At 49.7% G+C, this 18,464-nt stretch carries 13 protein-coding genes; 12 read left to right on the plus strand and 1 reads right to left on the minus strand.

Annotated features, from left to right (window positions below):
• The 12 genes from ispC to tilS all read left to right on the plus strand — a co-directional run bounded on the left by ispC (position 1) and on the right by tilS (position 16,560).
• The gene (gene ispC, locus BST96_RS13215; RefSeq protein WP_085759159.1) at positions 1–1,230 is read left to right on the plus strand and encodes a 1-deoxy-D-xylulose-5-phosphate reductoisomerase; all 1,230 of its coding nucleotides are present in this window, start codon (positions 1–3) and stop codon (positions 1,228–1,230) included.
• Positions 1,231–1,258: 28 nt separating this feature from the next.
• On the plus strand, positions 1,259–2,614 hold the full coding sequence (gene rseP, locus BST96_RS13220; RefSeq protein ID WP_085759160.1) for an RIP metalloprotease RseP: 1,356 nt from the start codon (positions 1,259–1,261) through the stop codon (positions 2,612–2,614).
• A gap of 328 nt (positions 2,615–2,942) precedes the next feature.
• Positions 2,943–5,618, plus strand: coding sequence for an outer membrane protein assembly factor BamA (gene bamA, locus BST96_RS13225; protein ID WP_085759161.1), 2,676 nt, complete (start codon positions 2,943–2,945; stop codon positions 5,616–5,618).
• Positions 5,619–5,712: 94 nt separating this feature from the next.
• Positions 5,713–6,225 (plus strand): OmpH/Skp family outer membrane protein, encoded by a 513-nt coding sequence (locus BST96_RS13230; protein WP_169713993.1) that lies wholly within the window; start codon positions 5,713–5,715, stop codon positions 6,223–6,225.
• A gap of 28 nt (positions 6,226–6,253) precedes the next feature.
• The gene (gene lpxD / locus BST96_RS13235; RefSeq protein ID WP_085759163.1) at positions 6,254–7,288 is read left to right on the plus strand and encodes a UDP-3-O-(3-hydroxymyristoyl)glucosamine N-acyltransferase; all 1,035 of its coding nucleotides are present in this window, start codon (positions 6,254–6,256) and stop codon (positions 7,286–7,288) included.
• Between the two features lie 25 nt (positions 7,289–7,313).
• The gene (fabZ, locus tag BST96_RS13240; protein ID WP_085759164.1) at positions 7,314–7,751 is read left to right on the plus strand and encodes a 3-hydroxyacyl-ACP dehydratase FabZ; all 438 of its coding nucleotides are present in this window, start codon (positions 7,314–7,316) and stop codon (positions 7,749–7,751) included.
• 54 nt (positions 7,752–7,805) lie between these two features.
• Entirely contained in the window at positions 7,806–8,576 is a 771-nt protein-coding gene (gene lpxA / locus BST96_RS13245; RefSeq protein WP_085759165.1) for an acyl-ACP--UDP-N-acetylglucosamine O-acyltransferase, read from the plus strand.
• 14 nt (positions 8,577–8,590) lie between these two features.
• The gene (gene lpxB / locus BST96_RS13250; RefSeq protein ID WP_085759166.1) at positions 8,591–9,754 is read left to right on the plus strand and encodes a lipid-A-disaccharide synthase; all 1,164 of its coding nucleotides are present in this window, start codon (positions 8,591–8,593) and stop codon (positions 9,752–9,754) included.
• Between the two features lie 74 nt (positions 9,755–9,828).
• Positions 9,829–10,434, plus strand: a complete 606-nt coding sequence (gene rnhB, locus BST96_RS13255) for a ribonuclease HII (protein ID WP_085759167.1) — start codon at positions 9,829–9,831, stop codon at positions 10,432–10,434.
• Positions 10,435–10,495: 61 nt separating this feature from the next.
• Positions 10,496–14,107 carry a DNA polymerase III subunit alpha gene (gene dnaE, locus BST96_RS13260; protein ID WP_085759168.1) on the plus strand — a complete coding sequence of 1,204 codons (3,612 nt, stop codon included), beginning with the start codon at positions 10,496–10,498 and terminating at the stop codon, positions 14,105–14,107.
• 143 nt (positions 14,108–14,250) lie between these two features.
• Positions 14,251–15,201, plus strand: coding sequence for an acetyl-CoA carboxylase carboxyltransferase subunit alpha (locus tag BST96_RS13265; RefSeq protein WP_085759169.1), 951 nt, complete (start codon positions 14,251–14,253; stop codon positions 15,199–15,201).
• A gap of 39 nt (positions 15,202–15,240) precedes the next feature.
• Positions 15,241–16,560 carry a tRNA lysidine(34) synthetase TilS gene (tilS, locus tag BST96_RS13270; RefSeq protein WP_085759170.1) on the plus strand — a complete coding sequence of 440 codons (1,320 nt, stop codon included), beginning with the start codon at positions 15,241–15,243 and terminating at the stop codon, positions 16,558–16,560.
• Here the strand turns inward: tilS and BST96_RS13275 are convergent, their stop codons facing one another.
• A complete protein-coding gene (locus BST96_RS13275) occupies positions 16,561–18,228 on the minus strand; it encodes a fibronectin type III domain-containing protein (RefSeq protein WP_085759171.1) in 1,668 nt (555 codons plus the stop codon).
• Between the last annotated feature and the right edge of the window lie 236 nt (positions 18,229–18,464).

The raw sequence follows: 18,464 nt of genomic DNA on the forward strand, positions 1-18,464 counted from the left end.
ATGAATACTGACAATGCATCACCCGTGCAGCCGATTACTGTGCTGGGCTCTACCGGCTCTATTGGTGTTAGCACTCTGGATGTAGTGGCGCGCCACCCGGACCGTTATAGCATTTACGCCTTAACCGCCAATACCCGTGTTGATTTAATACTCCCACAGATTAAAGCCCACCAGCCACGTTATGCGGTGATGCGTGATGAGCAATCCGCTGAAGCATTATCCTTACAGCTAAAAGCTGCTGGTATTAGCGGTACCGAGGTACTGTCCGGCGAGCAAGGCTTGCTGACCGTTGCCAGCGCTGAGGTTGTGACTAGTGTGATGGCGGCCATTGTCGGCAGTGCCGGTTTAGCGCCTACAATGGCGGCGGTAGAAGCGGGTAAAAAAGTCCTGTTGGCCAATAAAGAATCTCTGGTGATGGCGGGCCATTTATTGATGCAGGCGGTGCAGCGCAGTGGTGCCACCCTGTTACCGATTGATAGTGAACACAATGCTATTTTTCAGTGTATGCCAGCCAGATACCAATCCGGCGAAAGCCTTGGTCTGGCAGCGGAAGGGGTGCGCAAAATTTTGCTGACAGGCTCTGGTGGCCCGTTTCGCCAAACCCCATTAGATCAGTTGGCGGCTATGACGCCCGATCAGGCCTGCGCCCACCCGAATTGGGATATGGGGCGTAAGATTTCGGTGGACTCTGCCACCATGATGAATAAAGGGCTTGAGCTGATTGAAGCCTGCTGGTTATTTGATACCGGGCCGGAAGATATTGATATTGTGGTGCACCCACAGAGCGTGATCCACTCCATGGTGGAATACGATGATGGCTCAGTGCTGGCCCAGTTAGGCAACCCGGATATGCGCACGCCGATTGCTCACGCATTGGCTTTCCCCGAGCGTATTGCCTCTGGCGTGCCCAGCCTGGATATTATTGCTACCGCCCAGCTGGATTTTGAAGCGCCGGACTACCAGCGCTTCCCCTGTTTACGGCTGGCAACTGAAGCCGTAACGACCGGTGCCACCGCTATGGCCATACTCAATGCTGCCAATGAAATGGCGGTGCAGGCTTTTCTTGACCAGCGTGTTCGTTTTACCGATATCCCTGTTATTATTGAGCATGTACTGGCGACCATGTCGCTGGTTGAACCCTCAACGCTGGCGGTTGTCCAAGAGCAGGATCTTGAGGCAAGGCAGATTGCTGCTGAATTTATTAAGGGGAGCCATAAGGTTACCGGATAGGGATAATTCCGGCTGACGACTAAAAGCTATGGAACTACTACAAACAATACTGATTACTATCGCCACCCTCGCCATTTTGGTGACTATCCATGAATACGGTCATTTTTGGGTAGCGCGGCGCTGCGGCATTAAGGTGATTCGCTTTTCTGTGGGCTTTGGTAAGGCCTTATACCGCTGGCATGACAAGCAGGGCACAGAATATGTTATTGCTGCAATCCCCCTGGGCGGCTACGTCAAAATGGTGGATGAGCGCGAGGGCAATGTGGCGGAAGAAGACCTGCCCTATGCCTTTAATCGCAAGCCTGTTAGCCAGCGTCTGGCGACAGTAGCGGCGGGGCCCCTAGCCAACTTTATCCTGGCCATTTTTGTATACTGGTGTGTATTTGTCGGCGGTGTTACCGGGGTTATTCCGGTGGTTGGTAGTATCGAGCCAGGCTCCATTGCCGAACAAGCCAGTCTGGAACCGGGCCAGCAGATTATTGCGGTCGATGGTGAAGCAACCCCTACCATGGAAGCCCTGCACCTGCGTTTGTTACAGCGTATTGGTGAAAGCGGCCCAATTACTTTTGCCGTTAAATACCCCGATTCCGATTTAACCTATGAATCTACCGCCCAGCTGGATGAATGGTTGGCCGGTGATGATGCTGTTAACTTGATTGGTGGTTTGGGTATTGAACTATACCGCCCCCCCGTATTGGCGATAGTCGATCAGGTGATTGCCGATAGCCCCGCCGAGCAGGCTGGCTTATTAACCGGTGATAAGGTAATCAGTGCGGATGATATTTCCATTGCAGACTGGCAGGCATGGGTGGAATACGTGCGTGACCGTCCCGGTCAGGCAATCAGTTTGGTTTATGAGCGAGATAACAGCCAGTTTAGTACCATCCTTACGCCCGCTACCAAATACGATGAAAACAACCAGCCCTATGGTCAGGTGGGTGTCAGTGTGCAGTGGCCTGAGTGGCCGGAAGAGATGAAGCGCAGCTTTAGCTATGGGGTCTTTGGTGCCGTTGGCCAGGCTCTTGACCGCACCTGGTCCATGAGCGTATTTACCCTACAATCCATAAAAAAGATGCTAATGGGGCTTATCTCCCCGAAAAACTTGAGTGGGCCGATAACCATTGCTAAAGTGGCCTCCGCCTCGGCTAATTCAGGTTTGGAAGCCTATTTGGGCTTTTTGGCACTATTGAGTGTCAGTTTGGGAGTGCTTAACCTGCTGCCCATTCCAGTATTGGATGGTGGTCATATTTTGTACTTTTTAGTGGAAATGATCACCGGTAAAGAAGTGTCGTTGCGAATCCAGATGCTGGGTTACCAGTTAGGCTTATTTATTATTGTCGGCGTTATGATTCTGGCGCTGTATAACGATATATCTCGGCTGTAATCAGGTTTGTAGTTAGGGCTGTAGTTTGGGCTGTAGTTAGGGCTGTAGTTAAGGCTGTATTGAGACTAAAGTTCAGACTCAAGCCAAGAGAATAAAATTGTCCCATCAGGCGGTTTTGAGGCATACATATGGTCGCAATGTCGTTTATAATAGCGCGCTGGAAAATACTATAAGAGCTTCAGTCTGGAATGCGATAAGCAGCAGAAGCCGTAACGGGAAATAAATTGAGTTGCTGATTGTCTCTGTATTGATGACTCACTATGAGCGTCCAGACAATCAAGAGTTAGCCTGCATTAGGCCTATAAAAAATTTTGGTATAAGACCTTAGATGAAACGTTATTTCCTGTTGTTTTTAGTGGTTGTGCTAAGTGCTGTTTCTGCGCGTGCCAACGAGTCTTTTGTGGTATCCGATATCCGTGTTGAGGGTCTACAGCGGATTTCAGCGGGTAGTATCTTTGCCTCCCTGCCGATCAATGTCGGCGACAATATTGATGCGGGCACCATTCGCAATAGTATTCGTACCCTGTTCCGTACCGGTAACTTCGACAATATCTATATTGCCCGTGATGGCAGCATCCTGGTAGTCACCGTAGAAGAGCGTCCCTCTATCAGTGAAATCAATATCGACGGGAACAAGGCCATTGATACTGAGTCCCTGTTAGAGGGCTTAAAAGGTGCGGGCCTGTCAGAAGGTAAGGTGTTTAAGCGTTCCACCCTGGAAGGGATGAAAATGGAACTGACCCGGCAATATGTCTCCCAGGGTCGCTATGATGCGGGTATAGAAACCGATGTAACCTCGCTTCCCCGTAACCGTGTGGGTGTCAATATCAATATCGATGAGGGTACTACCGCCTCAATCCAGCATATCAATATTGTCGGCAATTCCGTGTATAACGATGAAGACCTATTGGATTTGTTTGAGCTGAAATCTACCGGCTGGTTATCCTGGATTAGCAGCGATGATAAATACGCTAAAGAAAAACTCTCCGGCGATTTAAATACCTTAGAGTCCTATTACCTCGACCGGGGCTATATCAAATTCAGCATCGATTCATCCCAGGTTTCCGTCACCCCTGACCGCGAAGCGGTTTATATCACCGTCAATATTATTGAGGGCGATAAGTATGAAGTGGGTGAGGTCGATTTGTCGGGTGATATTGTATTGCCAGAGGCGCAACTTACCCCCTATATCCTGATCAAAAGCGGCCAGACTTTCTCTCAGGCAGCCGTGACCAGTACCGAAGAATGGCTGACCAAACGTCTGGGTAATGAAGGTTATAACTTTGCCAATGTTGAAGGTATTCCGGATATTAACGATGAAGACAAAACCGTAGCCATCAAGTTCTTTATCGACCCCGGCAAGCGTACCTATGTTAATCGTATAAACTTTGAGGGTAATACTCGAACGGCGGATGAAGTACTGCGCCGGGAAATGCGTCAGATGGAAAGCGCCCCCGCCTCATCGGCCAGTATTGAGCAATCCCGTGTTCGTTTGGAGCGCTTGGGTTATTTCAAACAAGCTCGTATCGATACTCAGGAAATTCCCGGTAGTGATGATTTAATTAACCTGCTCTATAGCGTAGAGGAACAATCTTCTGGCAGTATTGGCGCCAGTGTCGGTTTCTCTCAGGATAGCGGTATTCTGTTAGGCGCGAATATTCAGCAAGACAATTTCTTAGGTACGGGCAAACAGATTGGTATAGGCTTAAACAAAAGTGACTTCCTAACCAATATCCGTTTTAGTTTTGTTGATCCATACTACACCAAAGACGGCGTGAGTCGCGGTTTCTCGGTGTTCTACCGGGAAGCAGATCTCGATGAAATTAACGTATCTCGCTATACCACCAACACTCTGGGTACGAGCTTAAACTTTGGTTACCCCATTAAAGAAACTGAGCGTTTAGGTTTTAGCCTGGGTTATACCAATACCGAAATCAAAGCCGGTTTTGGTGCCGTACAGGAAATTGCCGCCAGCCCGCGCTTGTTTGATGTCGTTAGAGTTGATGGTGAAGATTGGTATCGGGATTATTATGAGTTCGAGCCAGATTCAACAGTAGAAGAAGTGCCGATTCGATTTATTGATGACAACGATAATGTTATCCCGGGTTTTGAGAGCATTTTATCGCCGCCGACTGTAGAAGGTTTCCTGGATACCAATGGCGATACCTTTGATAATTTTAGCATCACCACCAGTTGGACTCAGTCAACCCTAAACCGTGGTCGTATGGCAACCCGTGGTGCATCTCAGAGTTTGTCACTTGAGTTGACGGTGCCTGGCAGTGATTTGGAATATTTCAAATTAGTCTATAACGGCCAGGTGTTCTTCCCAATTACCCGTTCCTGGACCGTGCGTTTACGCACCGAGCTCGGCTATGGTGATGGTATTGGTAATGATGAGTTGCCATTCTTTAATAATTTCTACTCCGGTGGTTTTGGCTCAGTCCGAGGCTTTAAGAGTAATACCCTTGGGCCCCGTAGTACCCCGGCGCAAATCTACCAAACCGACAGGGCCAGAGTGGCTATCCAAGAGGGTGACGATGGTTGTGAAACCGTTAGCAATGGCTTCTGTGATGGCACCAATGGCACTATAGCACCAGGTGATCTGGTATTGGATAACAAACTGTCTTACGTGGCAGTTAACGATATCAATGGCGATACCAAAATATTCTTCAGCCCCTATGAAAATGATCCAGACCCCTTTGGTGGTAATGTCCTTATCGAAGGTGGTGCAGAATTATTATTCCCGCTACCCTTTATCAAAGATCAGCGTTCAGTGCGCACGGCGTTCTTTGTTGATGTGGGTAATGTCTTTAGTACCGAATGTGGTGACTCACAGGCTAACTGCTTTGAGGCAGACCTGGATGAGCTACGTTATTCTGTCGGTTTGGGGCTGAGTTGGATTACCGGTTTTGGCCCGCTAACCTTTAGTTATGCTAAACCGTTAAATGATAGCGAAGATGACGAAACTGAAGCTTTCCAGTTCTCTTTGGGAAGAAGCTTTTAACCCTTGTGCCGACGCCGTATGAGAATGCGGCAATATGAGAGTATCCGGTGCAATAACTATTTAAATGTAATAATTGATGAGATGGAGATTTATTGTGAATAAACTGATTAAGCTAAGCCTGCTTGCCCTTGCTCTGTGTGCCTCTGTTGCCGCCAATGCTGAAGGCAAGATTGCAGTATTAAATGCGCAGCAAGCGATTATCAATACCGAAGTTGCTCAGGCGCGTTTAAAGGCTTTGCGTGAAGAGTCTGGTTATGCGGATAACCGCAAGCAATTGGAAGCTTTAGGTAAAAGCTATCAGGACACAGTTGCCCAATTGCAAAAAGATGCGGCGGTAATGAGTGCTGAGCAAAAGCAGGCTGAAGCGAAAAAAATTCAGGAAAAACGTACGGATATTGAATTTGTACAAAGAAAATTGCAAACCGCTGAGCAGCAGTTGTTACAGGCTGTCGCTCAGGAGATGGCACCTAAGTTACAAAAGGCGGTTAGTGAATTAATTGAAGCTGAAGGTATTGGCTTATTGCTTAACCAGCAGGCAGCAATGCATGTAGACAGCAGCTTTAATATTACGGCGAAAGTCACTGACAAACTTAACCAAGTTCAGTAATCCCTTAGTTTAGGTTCGGCAGAAAATCATGGCTGATCATCAATATACGCTGGCTGAATTAGCCGAGCTATTAGAGGTGACATGTGTAGGCGATGCGGAAATTGTTATTTCCGGGTTGGCTACACTGGCCAGTGCTGGCTCAGGTCAGCTGAGCTTTCTTGCCAATCCCAAATACCAAAAAGCTCTGGCGACTACTCAGGCCGAAGCGGTGATTGTAGCCGCTGATATGGTCGATATTGGCCCAGCCAATTGTCTGGTCTCTGCAAACCCTTACCTGACTTACGCCAAAGCTTCCCAGCTATTTGATCAATCTTCCTCCACGGTGGCGGGTATCCATCCATCCGCTGTGATCAGTTCAAGCGCAGCTATCGACCCATCCGCCAGTATTGGCCCCCATGTCAGCATTGCTGATAATGTGGTGGTTGGTGCGGCTACGGTGATTGCTGCGGGTTGCTCCATCGGCAAAAATACTGTGTTAGGCGAAGCCTGTTTGCTGCATGCCAATGTGAGCCTTTATCATGGTGTTAGCCTTGGTGACCGGGTGATTATTCATAGCGGCGCGGTTATTGGCAGCGACGGCTTTGGTTTTGCACCCTCTCCCGATAGAGAGAAGGGGGGGTGGGTCAAAATCGCCCAGTTGGGTGGTGTCGTGGTTGGTGATGATGTTGAAATTGGGGCCGGGTGTACCATTGACCGCGGAGCCCTGGATAACACCCGCATTGGTGATCGCGTTATCCTCGATAATCAGGTACAAATAGCCCATAACGTTGAATTGGGTGACAATACCGCCATCGCTGGCTGTGCAGCGATTGCGGGCAGTACCCAAGTCGGTAAAAACTGTACTATAGCGGGAGGTGCAGGCATTGTTGGTCATCTAACCATTGCCGATAATGTGCATATCACTGCCTTTACACTAGTGACTAAATCTATCGCTGAGGCAGGTGCTTATTCTTCGGGTACGCCAATGCAAGATAGCCGCAGCTGGCGCAGAAGCGCGGTAAGGTTTTCACAATTAGATGCTATGTCCAAACGTTTATCGGACATAGAAAAAAAATTAGATTAAAGTTAGCTCAACAGGATTACCATCCATGATGGATATAAAAGAAATACAAGAGTATTTGCCTCACCGCTATCCTTTTTTGTTAGTTGATAAGGTCGTAGAGCTCAACCTGGGCGAGTCCATTACCGCCATTAAAAATGTCTCCATCAATGAGCCGTTTTTTCAGGGCCATTTCCCGCAAGTATCGGTGATGCCCGGTGTATTAATTGTTGAAGCCATGGCTCAGGCCGCTGGTATTTTAGGCTTTAAAACCTCGGACAAAACACCGGCCGATGGTTCGATTTATTTATTTGTTGGCGCAGACAATGTACGTTTTAAGCGTCAGGTTGTGCCGGGTGACCAGTTGGTACTCAAAGTCGAGTATGTCTCTGATCGCCGCGGTATCTGGAAATTTAAGTGCAGCTCTTATGTCGGCGATGACCTCGCTGCCACGGCTGATATTATTTGTGCTGATAGGCCGTTTTGAGACAGGCCCTTTTAATAGACTCACAAAGAAACAAACATATAGGAAGGTGCGGTCTTGATAGATCCTCGAGCGATTATTGACCCCAGTGCCACGGTAGCCGACGATGCAGAGATTGGCCCGTGGACCATTATTGGGGCAGATGTACATATTGGTTCTGGTACAGTGGTGGCTTCCCATGTTGTTATAAAGGGGCCGACAACGATCGGTGCTAACAACAAGATATACCAGTTTTCCTCAGTGGGTGAAGATACTCCGGACCTGAAATATCAGGGAGAACCCACCCGTTTAGTGATTGGCGATAATAATGTTATTCGCGAGGGTGTCACTATTCACCGGGGCACAGTGCAGGATCGCGGCGAAACCATTATTGGTGATAATAATCTGTTTATGGCCTATGCCCATATTGGCCATGATTCGGTGGTCGGTAACCATACGATTTTTGTCAACAACGCCTCGGTTGCAGGCCATGTCCATGTGGGTGATTGGGCCATACTGGCGGGTTATACGTTGGTGCACCAGTTTTGCTCTATTGGCGCCCATAGTTTTACCGGCTATGGCAGTCACCTCAGCAAAGATGTTCCCGCCTATGTTACGGTCAACGGCCAGCCCGCAGAACCTAAAACCGTGAATGTTGAAGGCCTGCGTCGCAGGGGCTTTAGCAGTGAAGCGATTACCGCTATCCGCCGGGCTTATAAAGTGGTTTACCGTCAGGGCCTAACCACCGAAGAAGCTCTGGTTAAGCTGCGTGAAATGCAGCAGGAGCACCCTGAGATTGGCCTGTTAACAGAGTCTTTAGAGGCTTCAACACGCGGTATAGTGCGTTAATCGAGACAAGCTCTATGTCCACATTGCGTATCGGTATTGTAGCGGGTGAGGCCTCAGGGGATATCCTCGGTTCCAGCCTGATGCAGGCGATTAAAAGCAAACACCCGGATGTGACCTTTGAGGGCGTGGGTGGCCCACTCATGATCGCTGAGGGCTTTGAAAGCCACTTTCCCATGGATCGTTTATCGGTGATGGGTTTTGTTGAGCCGCTTAAGCGCCTGCCGGAATTGCTGCGTATTCGCCGCAGCCTTAAAGCGCATTTTATTGCATCTCCCCCGGATTTATTTATTGGCATTGATTCCCCGGATTTCACCTTGAATATCGAGTTAGCGTTGCGTCAAGAAGGTATTTTGACCGCGCACTATGTCAGCCCTTCGGTTTGGGCCTGGCGTCAGGGTCGGGTGAAGAACATTGCCAAAGCAGTGGACCGTATGCTGACGCTATTGCCTTTTGAGGCTGAGTTTTATCATCAGCATAATGTACCGGTCACCTTTGTTGGCCATCCTCTGGCGGATAAATTTTCTATCGAGCTTGATCAACTGGCTCGGCAAAAACAAGCCGCAAGAGGCACTTTATCCCTGGCTAATGACGATACCATTGTGGCTTTATTACCGGGTAGTCGTGGCGGTGAAGTCAACATGTTAGGCCAGTCGTTTATTGAAACGGCACGCTGGTGTTTGCACCAAAGGGCGGACCTGAAGTTTGTTATTCCCGCCGCCAATGAGGCACGCAGGGCGCAGTTAGAGGCTTTGCTGGAGGAGTATGGTAAAGGTCTGCCGATTAGCCTGGTCGATGGCCAGTCGCAAACAGTGATGGCCGCGGCGGACGTCGTTTTAATGGCTTCCGGTACCACGACACTGGAAGCGCTGCTGCTGAAAAAGCCGATGGTAGTTGCCTACCGCTTGGCAGCCTTAACGTATTTTATTGCTTCCCGTCTGGTGAAGTCGCCGTATTTTTCGCTCCCCAATTTATTGGCCGGCGAAGAAATGGTGCCTGAAGTTTTGCAACACGATGTGCGGCCAGAAATGTTGGGCCCGTTGGTATTGGAGCGGTTGCATAAAGATGCCCAGGCCCAGATTGTTGAGCGTTTTACCGAGATTCATAAGACGCTCAAGCTAAATGCCAGCGAACGAGCGGCGGATGTATTGTTAACGATGATTGAGAATAATCAGTCGTAGGGTGGATTTTAATCCACCAAAACCCGGACCAGAAAACCATGGTGGATGAGAATCCACCCCTATCAGGACTCATTATGGAACCATTTATCTCTATCTATTCTGGGCACCTGTTTGCGGGTGTAGATGAAGTAGGCAGAGGCCCACTGGCTGGTGATGTCGTTGCTGCTGCTGTAATCCTTGACCCTGACAAGCCTATCGAGGGCTTGGATGACTCCAAAAAACTGACCGAAAAAAAGCGCGAAACCTTATTCCCTCTGATTCAAGAAAGGGCCCTAAGTTGGTGTGTTTCCCGAGCCTCTGTGCAGGAAATAGACGATATTAATATATTGCATGCCAGCTTATTGGCGATGAAGCGAGCAGTTGAAGGCCTGGAGCAGCAACCGGAGCATGTATTGGTTGATGGCAATAAAATACCGAAATGGACTTACCCCGCAGAAGCCGTGGTCAAAGGGGATAGCCGGGTACAGGCAATAGCGGCAGCATCCATTCTGGCCAAGGTAGTACGTGACCGGGAAATGGTCGCCTTTGACCAGCAATACCCGGAATACGGCTTTGCCGGGCATAAGGGTTACCCCACCAAAGTGCATATGGCGGCGCTGGAAAAGTATGGTGTTACTCCGATCCACCGAATCAGCTTTGGGCCGGTAAAAAAGCAGATTGAGCAAATGGCCTTACGGTGATGATTCCGTTACACTCCAAGGCCATAAAACCTCTAATACATATCGACCACGTAGTCCTTTTATGAGCGCCTCTTTCGTCCATCTCCGCCTGCACAGTGAATTTTCATTGATTGATGGCCTGGTTCGTATCAAGCCAATGGTCAAACAGGTGGCGGAGTTAGGCATGCCTGCGGTGGCGCTCACCGACCATACCAATTTCTATGCCCTGATCAAATTTTATAAAGCCGCCATTGGAGCCGGTGTTAAGCCAATCTATGGCAGTGATTTTCATCTGGTGGACGATAATGATGAAACCCAGATCAGCACCTTGTGTTTGCTGGCACAGAATAATCAAGGCTATCGCAACCTCACCGAGTTAATCTCCAGAGCCTACCAGGAAGGTCAGCATCTGGGTGTGCCCTATATTAAAAGCTCCTGGTTGGCTGAATATGCGGATGGTTTGATTGCCCTCTCAGGGGGGCGTAAAGGTGAGGTAGGGCAAGCTTTATTGGCCTCAAGGCATGACATGGCCAGACAGCGCCTTGGCGAGTTAATGGCCTTGTTTCCCAACCGTTTTTATCTTGAGCTACAGCGAACGGGCCGTGAATACGAAGAAGACTATTTACATGCGGCGGTAGAGTTGGCGGCGGAGCTGGATTGCCCTGTGGTTGCTACTAACGAGGTTTGCTTTTTAACCGCCAGTGATTTTGAAGCCCATGAAACCCGCGTCTGCATTCACGATGGCAGAGCTTTGGATGACCCTCGTCGCAACCGCGGCTATAGTGACCAGCAGTACCTGCGCACGCCGGAAGAAATGCAGGCGTTGTTTAGTGATATTCCCGAGGCTCTGGCCAATACCGTGGAAGTTGCCAAGCGCTGTAATGTAGAAATTTCTCTGGGTACTTATTATTTACCGGAGTACCCCATTCCCGAAGATTTTGAAAGTGATCCCTTTTTCAAAATTGAATCCTATGACGGCCTGAAACAACAAACAGAGAAGTCTTTAAAAGCCAAGTGGGAGGGTAAGGAAGATACCCCCGAGTATGCCAAGGAATTAATTACCGGCATCTTTTTTAGAAAAATTTCTATTGAAGGCTTAAACGAACGGCTGGATTTCTTATTTGGTGAACAGGCGAAAGAACAGGCGCCTACCTACCGGGAACGACTGGATTTTGAACTCGATATTATTCTGGAAATGGGTTTTCCGGGTTACTTCCTTATCGTTATGGACTTTATTCAATGGTCAAAAGACCACGATATTCCCGTCGGCCCCGGGCGAGGTTCCGGTGCCGGTTCACTGGTGGCCTATGCCCAGAAAATTACTGACCTTGATCCGTTGGAATACGACCTGTTATTTGAGCGCTTTCTAAACCCGGAACGTGTTTCCATGCCGGATTTCGATGTTGATTTCTGTATGGATAACCGCGACCAGGTGATTAGCTACGTGGCGGATAACTATGGCCGTGATGCCGTAAGCCAGATTATTACCTTTGGTACCATGGCCGCAAAAGCGGTGGTGCGTGATGTAGCCCGTGCCCAGGGTAAGTCCTATGGCCTGGCGGACAAACTCTCAAAAATGATCCCTTTTGAAGTTGGCATGACCTTGCAAAAAGGTTTTGAGCAGGAAGAAGTCTTAAGGGACTTTCTACGCGATGATGAGCAGGCTCAGGAAATCTGGGATATGGCGCTGCAACTGGAAGGTGTTACCCGAAATGTGGGTAAGCACGCCGGTGGTGTGGTTATCGCGCCCTCAAAGCTGACAGACTTTGCCCCGCTTTATTGCGATGAAAGCGGTAGTGGTTTGGTCACCCAGTTCGATAAAAACGATGTAGAAGAGGCCGGTCTGGTTAAGTTCGACTTCCTGGGTTTGCGTACCCTGACCATCATCGACTGGGCGTTAAAAATGATCAACCGCCCGAAAGACGATGGCAGTTCGGTGAATGTCGAAATAGAGCGCATTCCCCTCGATGACCCCGCGTCTTATCAGTTGTTGAAACGTGCAGAAACCACCGCGGTATTCCAGCTGGAATCCCGGGGGATGAAAGACCTGATCAAACGCCTGCAACCGGATAATCTCGAAGATATGATCGCGTTGGTGGCGTTATTTCGTCCCGGGCCGCTCGATTCAGGGATGGTGGATGACTTTGTTAACCGTAAGCACGGCCGCGCCGAAGTGGCCTACCCGGATGCCCAATACCAGCATGAGTGGCTAAAACCGATTCTTGAGCCTACCTACGGCGTTATTGTTTACCAGGAACAGGTTATGCAAATCGCCCAGGAATTGGCGGGCTATAGTCTGGGCGGTGCAGATATGTTGCGCCGGGCCATGGGTAAGAAAAAACCTGAAGAAATGGCCAAGCAGCGGCAGACCTTTGAAGAGGGTGCGAAAAGCAAAGGGGTTGATCCAACCCTGGCGATCAAAATCTTTGATCTGGTGGAAAAATTTGCCGGTTATGGTTTTAATAAATCCCACTCCGCAGCGTATGCCTTGGTGTCCTACCAGACCGCCTGGCTAAAAGCCCATTACCCCGCTGAGTTTATGGCGGCCACCATGAGCTCGGAATTACAAAACACCGATAAAATCGTTATCTTTATTGAAGAATGCCGGGCGATGAAACTGGACTATCGCCTGCCGGACGTGAATGAAGGCGAGTATATGTTTACCGTGAACAAGGAGGGGGCGATTGTTTACGGTCTGGGGGCGATTAAAGGTTTGGGTGAAGGCCCAATAGAAAATATTATTGCCGCCCGGGAAGAGGGTGGCCCGTTTAACAACCTGTTTGATTTCTGTGAGCGTACCGACCCGCGCAAAGTGAATAAGCGTGCGATTGAAGCCCTGATACGTTCCGGCTCCTTTGATACCCTGGGTGTTGAAAGGGCCGTATTGCTGTCCGCTATGCCCGAAGCGGTAAAAGCGGCTGAGCAAAGTGCCGGTAACCGCGATGCGGGGATGATGGATTTATTTGGCGAAGTGGTACAGGCTGATGATAGCGGTGATGTCTATGCCGACCATCATAAAGTCAGGCCGCTCACCCCCAAAGAAAAACTCGGTGGCGAGAAAGATACGCTGGGCCTTTATGTTACCGGCCACCCGATTGATGAATATGAGAAAGAGTTGCGCCAGTTTGTGCGCAATCGCATTGTTGATTTAAAAGCCGATTTTAATAACCAGACCATGGCTGGCCTGGTGGTCGATTTACGCACCATGAAAAACAAGCGCGGCGATACCATGGCGTTTCTAACTCTGGATGACCGTTCGGCCCGTATTGAAATCAGCTTATTTTCAGAGGCCTTTGAGCTAGCCAGAGAAAAAATCAGCAAAGGTGCCATCCTGGTGGTAGAAGGCAAGGTCAGCTTTGATGATTATTCTGGACAGCTTAAGGTGCGCGGCAGCACCGTAAGAACTCTGTTAGACGCTCGTCAGTCGAATGTGAAGGCGCTGGAGCTGACCTTGCAAACCGCCGACTTTAACGGCATCAATGGCAGCAACGGCTTTAGCAATGAGTTTAAGCGCTTATTGGAGCCGAGCCGTTTAAATGGCCGCTGCCCGGTATTTATCGATTACCAGCGCGATGGCGCCAAAGGCCAGGTCAGGCTGGGCAGTGAATGGCAGATCCAACCCAGTGATGAGCTTATTCAACGTTTAAAAGACCGGTTTGGGGACAATAGCGTCCGCCTGAACTTTGGCGAGTAAAATGCTTTTTACCGCGACATAAGGTCGACTATAAGGCCAGAATCGCGTATCGTTGCGCAGATAAAATTATTAGCCTGTAGCCTTGGAAACAGCGCAAGACAATACGACATTCGCAGACGCAAAAAAGACTCTGAATTGACATTATGAACCCCAATTACCTCGATTTTGAACAACCCATCGCCGAGCTGGAAGTAAAGATAGAAGAGCTGCAGCTAGTGGGCTCCGATAATGACATCAATATCGGCGAAGAGATCAATAAACTCCGTGAAAAAAGCACCAAACTAACCGAGAAAATTTATTCTGACCTCAGCCCCTGGGAGACGGTCAAAGTTGCTCGTCACCCCATGCGCCCCTATACACTGGATTATATCTCCCGTGTATTTACCGACTTTGAAGAACTGCACGGCGACCGCCACTTTGCCGATGATGCCGCTATTGTCGGCGGTCTGGCCCGATTAAATGGTGAGCCAGTCATGGTGATTGGCCAGGAAAAAGGCCGCGGTGTTCAGGAAAAAGTCAAACGTAACTTTGGTATGCCCAAGCCTGAAGGCTACCGTAAAGCCCTGCGCTTAATGGAGATGGCCGAACGCTTTAAATTGCCTATCGTCACCCTGATCGACACACCGGGAGCCTATCCGGGTATTGATTCAGAAGAGCGTGGTATTTCCGAAGCTATTGCCCAGAATTTGGCCGTGATGTCACGGTTAAAAACCCCGATTATCTGCGTGGTGATTGGCGAAGGTAGTTCCGGCGGTGCTTTAGGTATCGGTGTAGGTGATCACTTGGCCATGCTGCAATATGCCACCTACTTTGTTATCTCCCCCGAAGGTTGCGCCAATATTATTTGGAAAACCTCGGAAAAGGCTCCTGATGCTGCTGAAGCGATGGGTTTAACCTCAACTGTTCTTGAGGGTTTGGGGATTGTAGATGCCACCATTAAAGAGCCACTGGGCGGTGCTCACCGTGATATCGATGTGATGGCGGCTCGAATTAAAGAGCACCTGATTGAACAGTTAGCCACGCTTAATGAGTTGCCAGAAGATCAGTTATTAGACAAGCGCTACCAGCGTCTAATGTCCTACGGCAACGAGTAAAACCAGGGGGCTACGCTTAACCACCCGGCGAAGAAGTCTATGTCTTTTTCATCCAGCCAGTTGGCTAAACAGCTTTCCCCCTACCGCAATGCGCCGCGCTGGCTGGTAGCCTATAGTGGCGGTGTTGATTCCCATGTGCTGCTGCACGCTCTGTTGCAGTACCCCGATCATCCCCCTATTGAAGCAGTGCATATCAACCATCAGCTACAGGATGAATCCGGTCAATGGTCGGCCCATTGCCAGCACCAGGTGGATAAGCTTGGTATCCCGCTGCATACGGTCAACGTCACTGTTGCGGCACAGGGCAGTCCTGAAGAGCAGGCGCGGCGGGTGCGTTACCAGGCCTTTGAATCGCTGCTTAAAGCCGGTGATATCTTAATGATGGGTCACCATCAGGATGATCAGGTAGAGACCTTGATGCTGCGCCTGTTGCGCGGCAGTGGCAGCCGCGGTGCTGCGGCTATGCCCGCCAATCGCCCATTGGGGCAGGGCAGTGTCGTGAGACCTTTACTCGATATCCCTCGTCAGGCCATTGAAGGCTATGCCCGGCAACAGCAGTTACAGTGGGTCGAAGACCCCAGCAACCAATCCAGTGATTTTGATCGTAACTACCTGCGTTTGGAATTGCTTCCGGCTATGGCTGCGCGTTGGCCAGAATATCGCCAAACCCTCGCCAGAGCAGCATCACTTAGCGAAGAGTCTGCGGCGTTAAATGATGAACTGGCCTTATTGGACTTTGAGCGCGCTGCGGTCTCTTCACAGCAAGCCTCTATCCCGCTGACTTTATTAGAAGCTCTCAGCCCGGCGCGGCAAAAAAACCTGTTGCGCTTTTGGTTAAACACTAACGGCTTTAGCTTGCCGGCGGCCAGCCAGTTAGAGCAGCTATTAGAACAGGTGCTCAACGCCGACTCTCAGGCACAACCTCTGATCAGCTGGGGCAAGGTACAAATTCGGCGATTTAATGGCTTGCTCTATGCAATGGATCAACTGGCTGAATTTGATGGGCAGCAGGTGTTTCATTGGGATCTGTCTGCACCGCTGGCACTGGAGCCGGGGAGTTGCTTACTGGCAAAGCCGGTGAGTGGTGAGGGTATCGATCGAGCCTTATTGGCCAGTGAGCCGGTTACCGTGCGTTTTCGCCAGGGTGGCGAACGCTGCCAACCCGATGAGCGTGAACATTCACAGAGTTTAAAAAAATTATTTCAGGAGTACGAGCTAGAGCAGTGGCTAAGGGATAGAGCCCCCTTAGTCTATTGCGGCGATAAGCTGGTGGCGGTGGCCGACCTCTGGATATGCAAAGGCTGGCGAGCTGCGCCGGGCCGGGCTGGCATAGCTCTTCAGTGGCAGCGCGCTATCTAACTACTCAACCAGTAAACTGATTGGTGATGAAATTTCACTTTCCAGACCATCGGCATCGATAGTGGCAATAGCAAAATTATAAGTACCTGGTGCTGTGAGTATGATGTCCTGGCTGGTCGCGGAGCCATCATTAATGGTAATGATATCACCGTTGCTGTCATCCCCTTCCAGATAGTAATAAATCTCGTAACCGGCAAGCTCCGCGATAGTCAGTGGGTCACCATTTAGGCGAGTGGTTGGGATTGACCAGGAGAGGGTAACAGAGGTGCTAAATGGCTCTGCTTCTTCAGTGACTTCCTCTTGAGTAACTTCTTGCTCAGGCTGCTCCGTTTGAGTTTGCTGCTCAACCACTTCTTGTTCAATTTGTGATTGCTGTTCGGTGCTGTTTTGCTCGGAACCAGAATTTTGTTGCTCTGACACCGTGGCCTGTTGCTGAGGTGCGGGTGGTGAGTTGGCTGACGAGGGCTGGCTTTCAGTGTGGGTGCTTTGCTGATCTGTGGAGGCAGCCGACTCAGTTTCTGTTTGCTCCTGGGCAGTGTCTGTTACTGTGGTGCTTGCTGTCACCACTTCGTCACCAGAGGCATCTGTCGCTGCAAAGAGTTTCGCTAAGGGCCGTGGTGTTACCTCGGGAGCCACCTGCTGGGCTTCTGAAGCGAGAACATCATTCAGGTCGCTAATCGCTATTTCTGTACCTGGAATTTTTAGATTAGCCGGGTCTTCATTCAGAATTGCCCTCAACTCATTGTTATCCAGTGCTGCCAGTTCGTTGATGGGCTGGCCGTTATTCTCACCGTCCAAATCACCATCCAGCATATCTTTGGCAAAGAGAGGTACCAGTGTTTCCGGTTCAATCGTGCTGCCCTGTTGTTCAGACTCCGTCTTAACATTATCGGCCCGAGCTGCAAACACTTCTATAGTCGTTCGGTAAGCTAAAGACTGCTCCTGGTCGGTATTGTCTGACAGGATAGGGGCGGTAGTAAAAATATTGAGATCACTGCCTAAAATACCAAGGCCAGTAGCTTGTTTGGTGACCGTGGCAGAAGCATTAACCGCTGCGACAAACTCACTGACTGAAATATCTGTGCCGGAGCTTTGCAGCAACCCTTCGATAGCATTATCAATAGCCAGAGTGGTGAGTGGGGTGGCGTAAACCGCGGTGCCATTGTTTAATTGTTCAGAGCTAACCAGCGTGCGCAGGGTAGGGATAACCGGAGTTGAACCATTAAGCTCCTGGCCCAGTGTATATTCAAGGATAAAAAATGACTCGGTTAAAAAGCTATTGTCAATATCCATGACTAACTGGGCATCGCCATCAGTAAAACCCTCAGCCGCCAGTTGGCCTTTAAAGCCGTCGTTATTGGTATCAATCAGATAAATCGATGCAATCGCATCGGTTAAGGGGCCTTTAACCGCCATGCTTTTAACCGCGGTGTAAGTCGTGGTCTCAGTGGCCTCAGTTGGTTCTGCTTCCGCTGTGTTAGCACTTGAGTCGGCGCTGCTGGTTAATGGCGTCGCTTGTCCAGTAGAACCGGTTGTTGACGCGGGGCTTTGGGACGTATTGCTCTGGGGGCTAGCTTCCGAGCCACCGCCTCCGCCACCGCCTCCACCACAGGCAGTGGTTAAAAAAGCGAGTAGAGCAATCACTACCAGATGTTTGATTGTATGCATGTTGTTTCCCCGAAAGTATACGCGTCCTTTACTTTTGAAGTCGTCGTATCGCCGAATATGAATCTGTTTCAATCATAGAGGCCGCAGAAGGGTATTCAAGGGTTTTCCTGCCTTTGCCCTGCCTGCTTGCTGAGGATGTGACTAGGTTCACTCCAGGTATGTTATCTGGCTTTGATTTATCCGCCGCCCATTGCGGTCATGATAGCGGCTGACTTGATATCGGTGGTGCTAATATT

Origin of the sequence: Oceanicoccus sagamiensis (assembly GCF_002117105.1) — a bacterium.
GTDB classification, from domain to species: domain Bacteria; phylum Pseudomonadota; class Gammaproteobacteria; order Pseudomonadales; family Dasaniaceae; genus Oceanicoccus; species Oceanicoccus sagamiensis.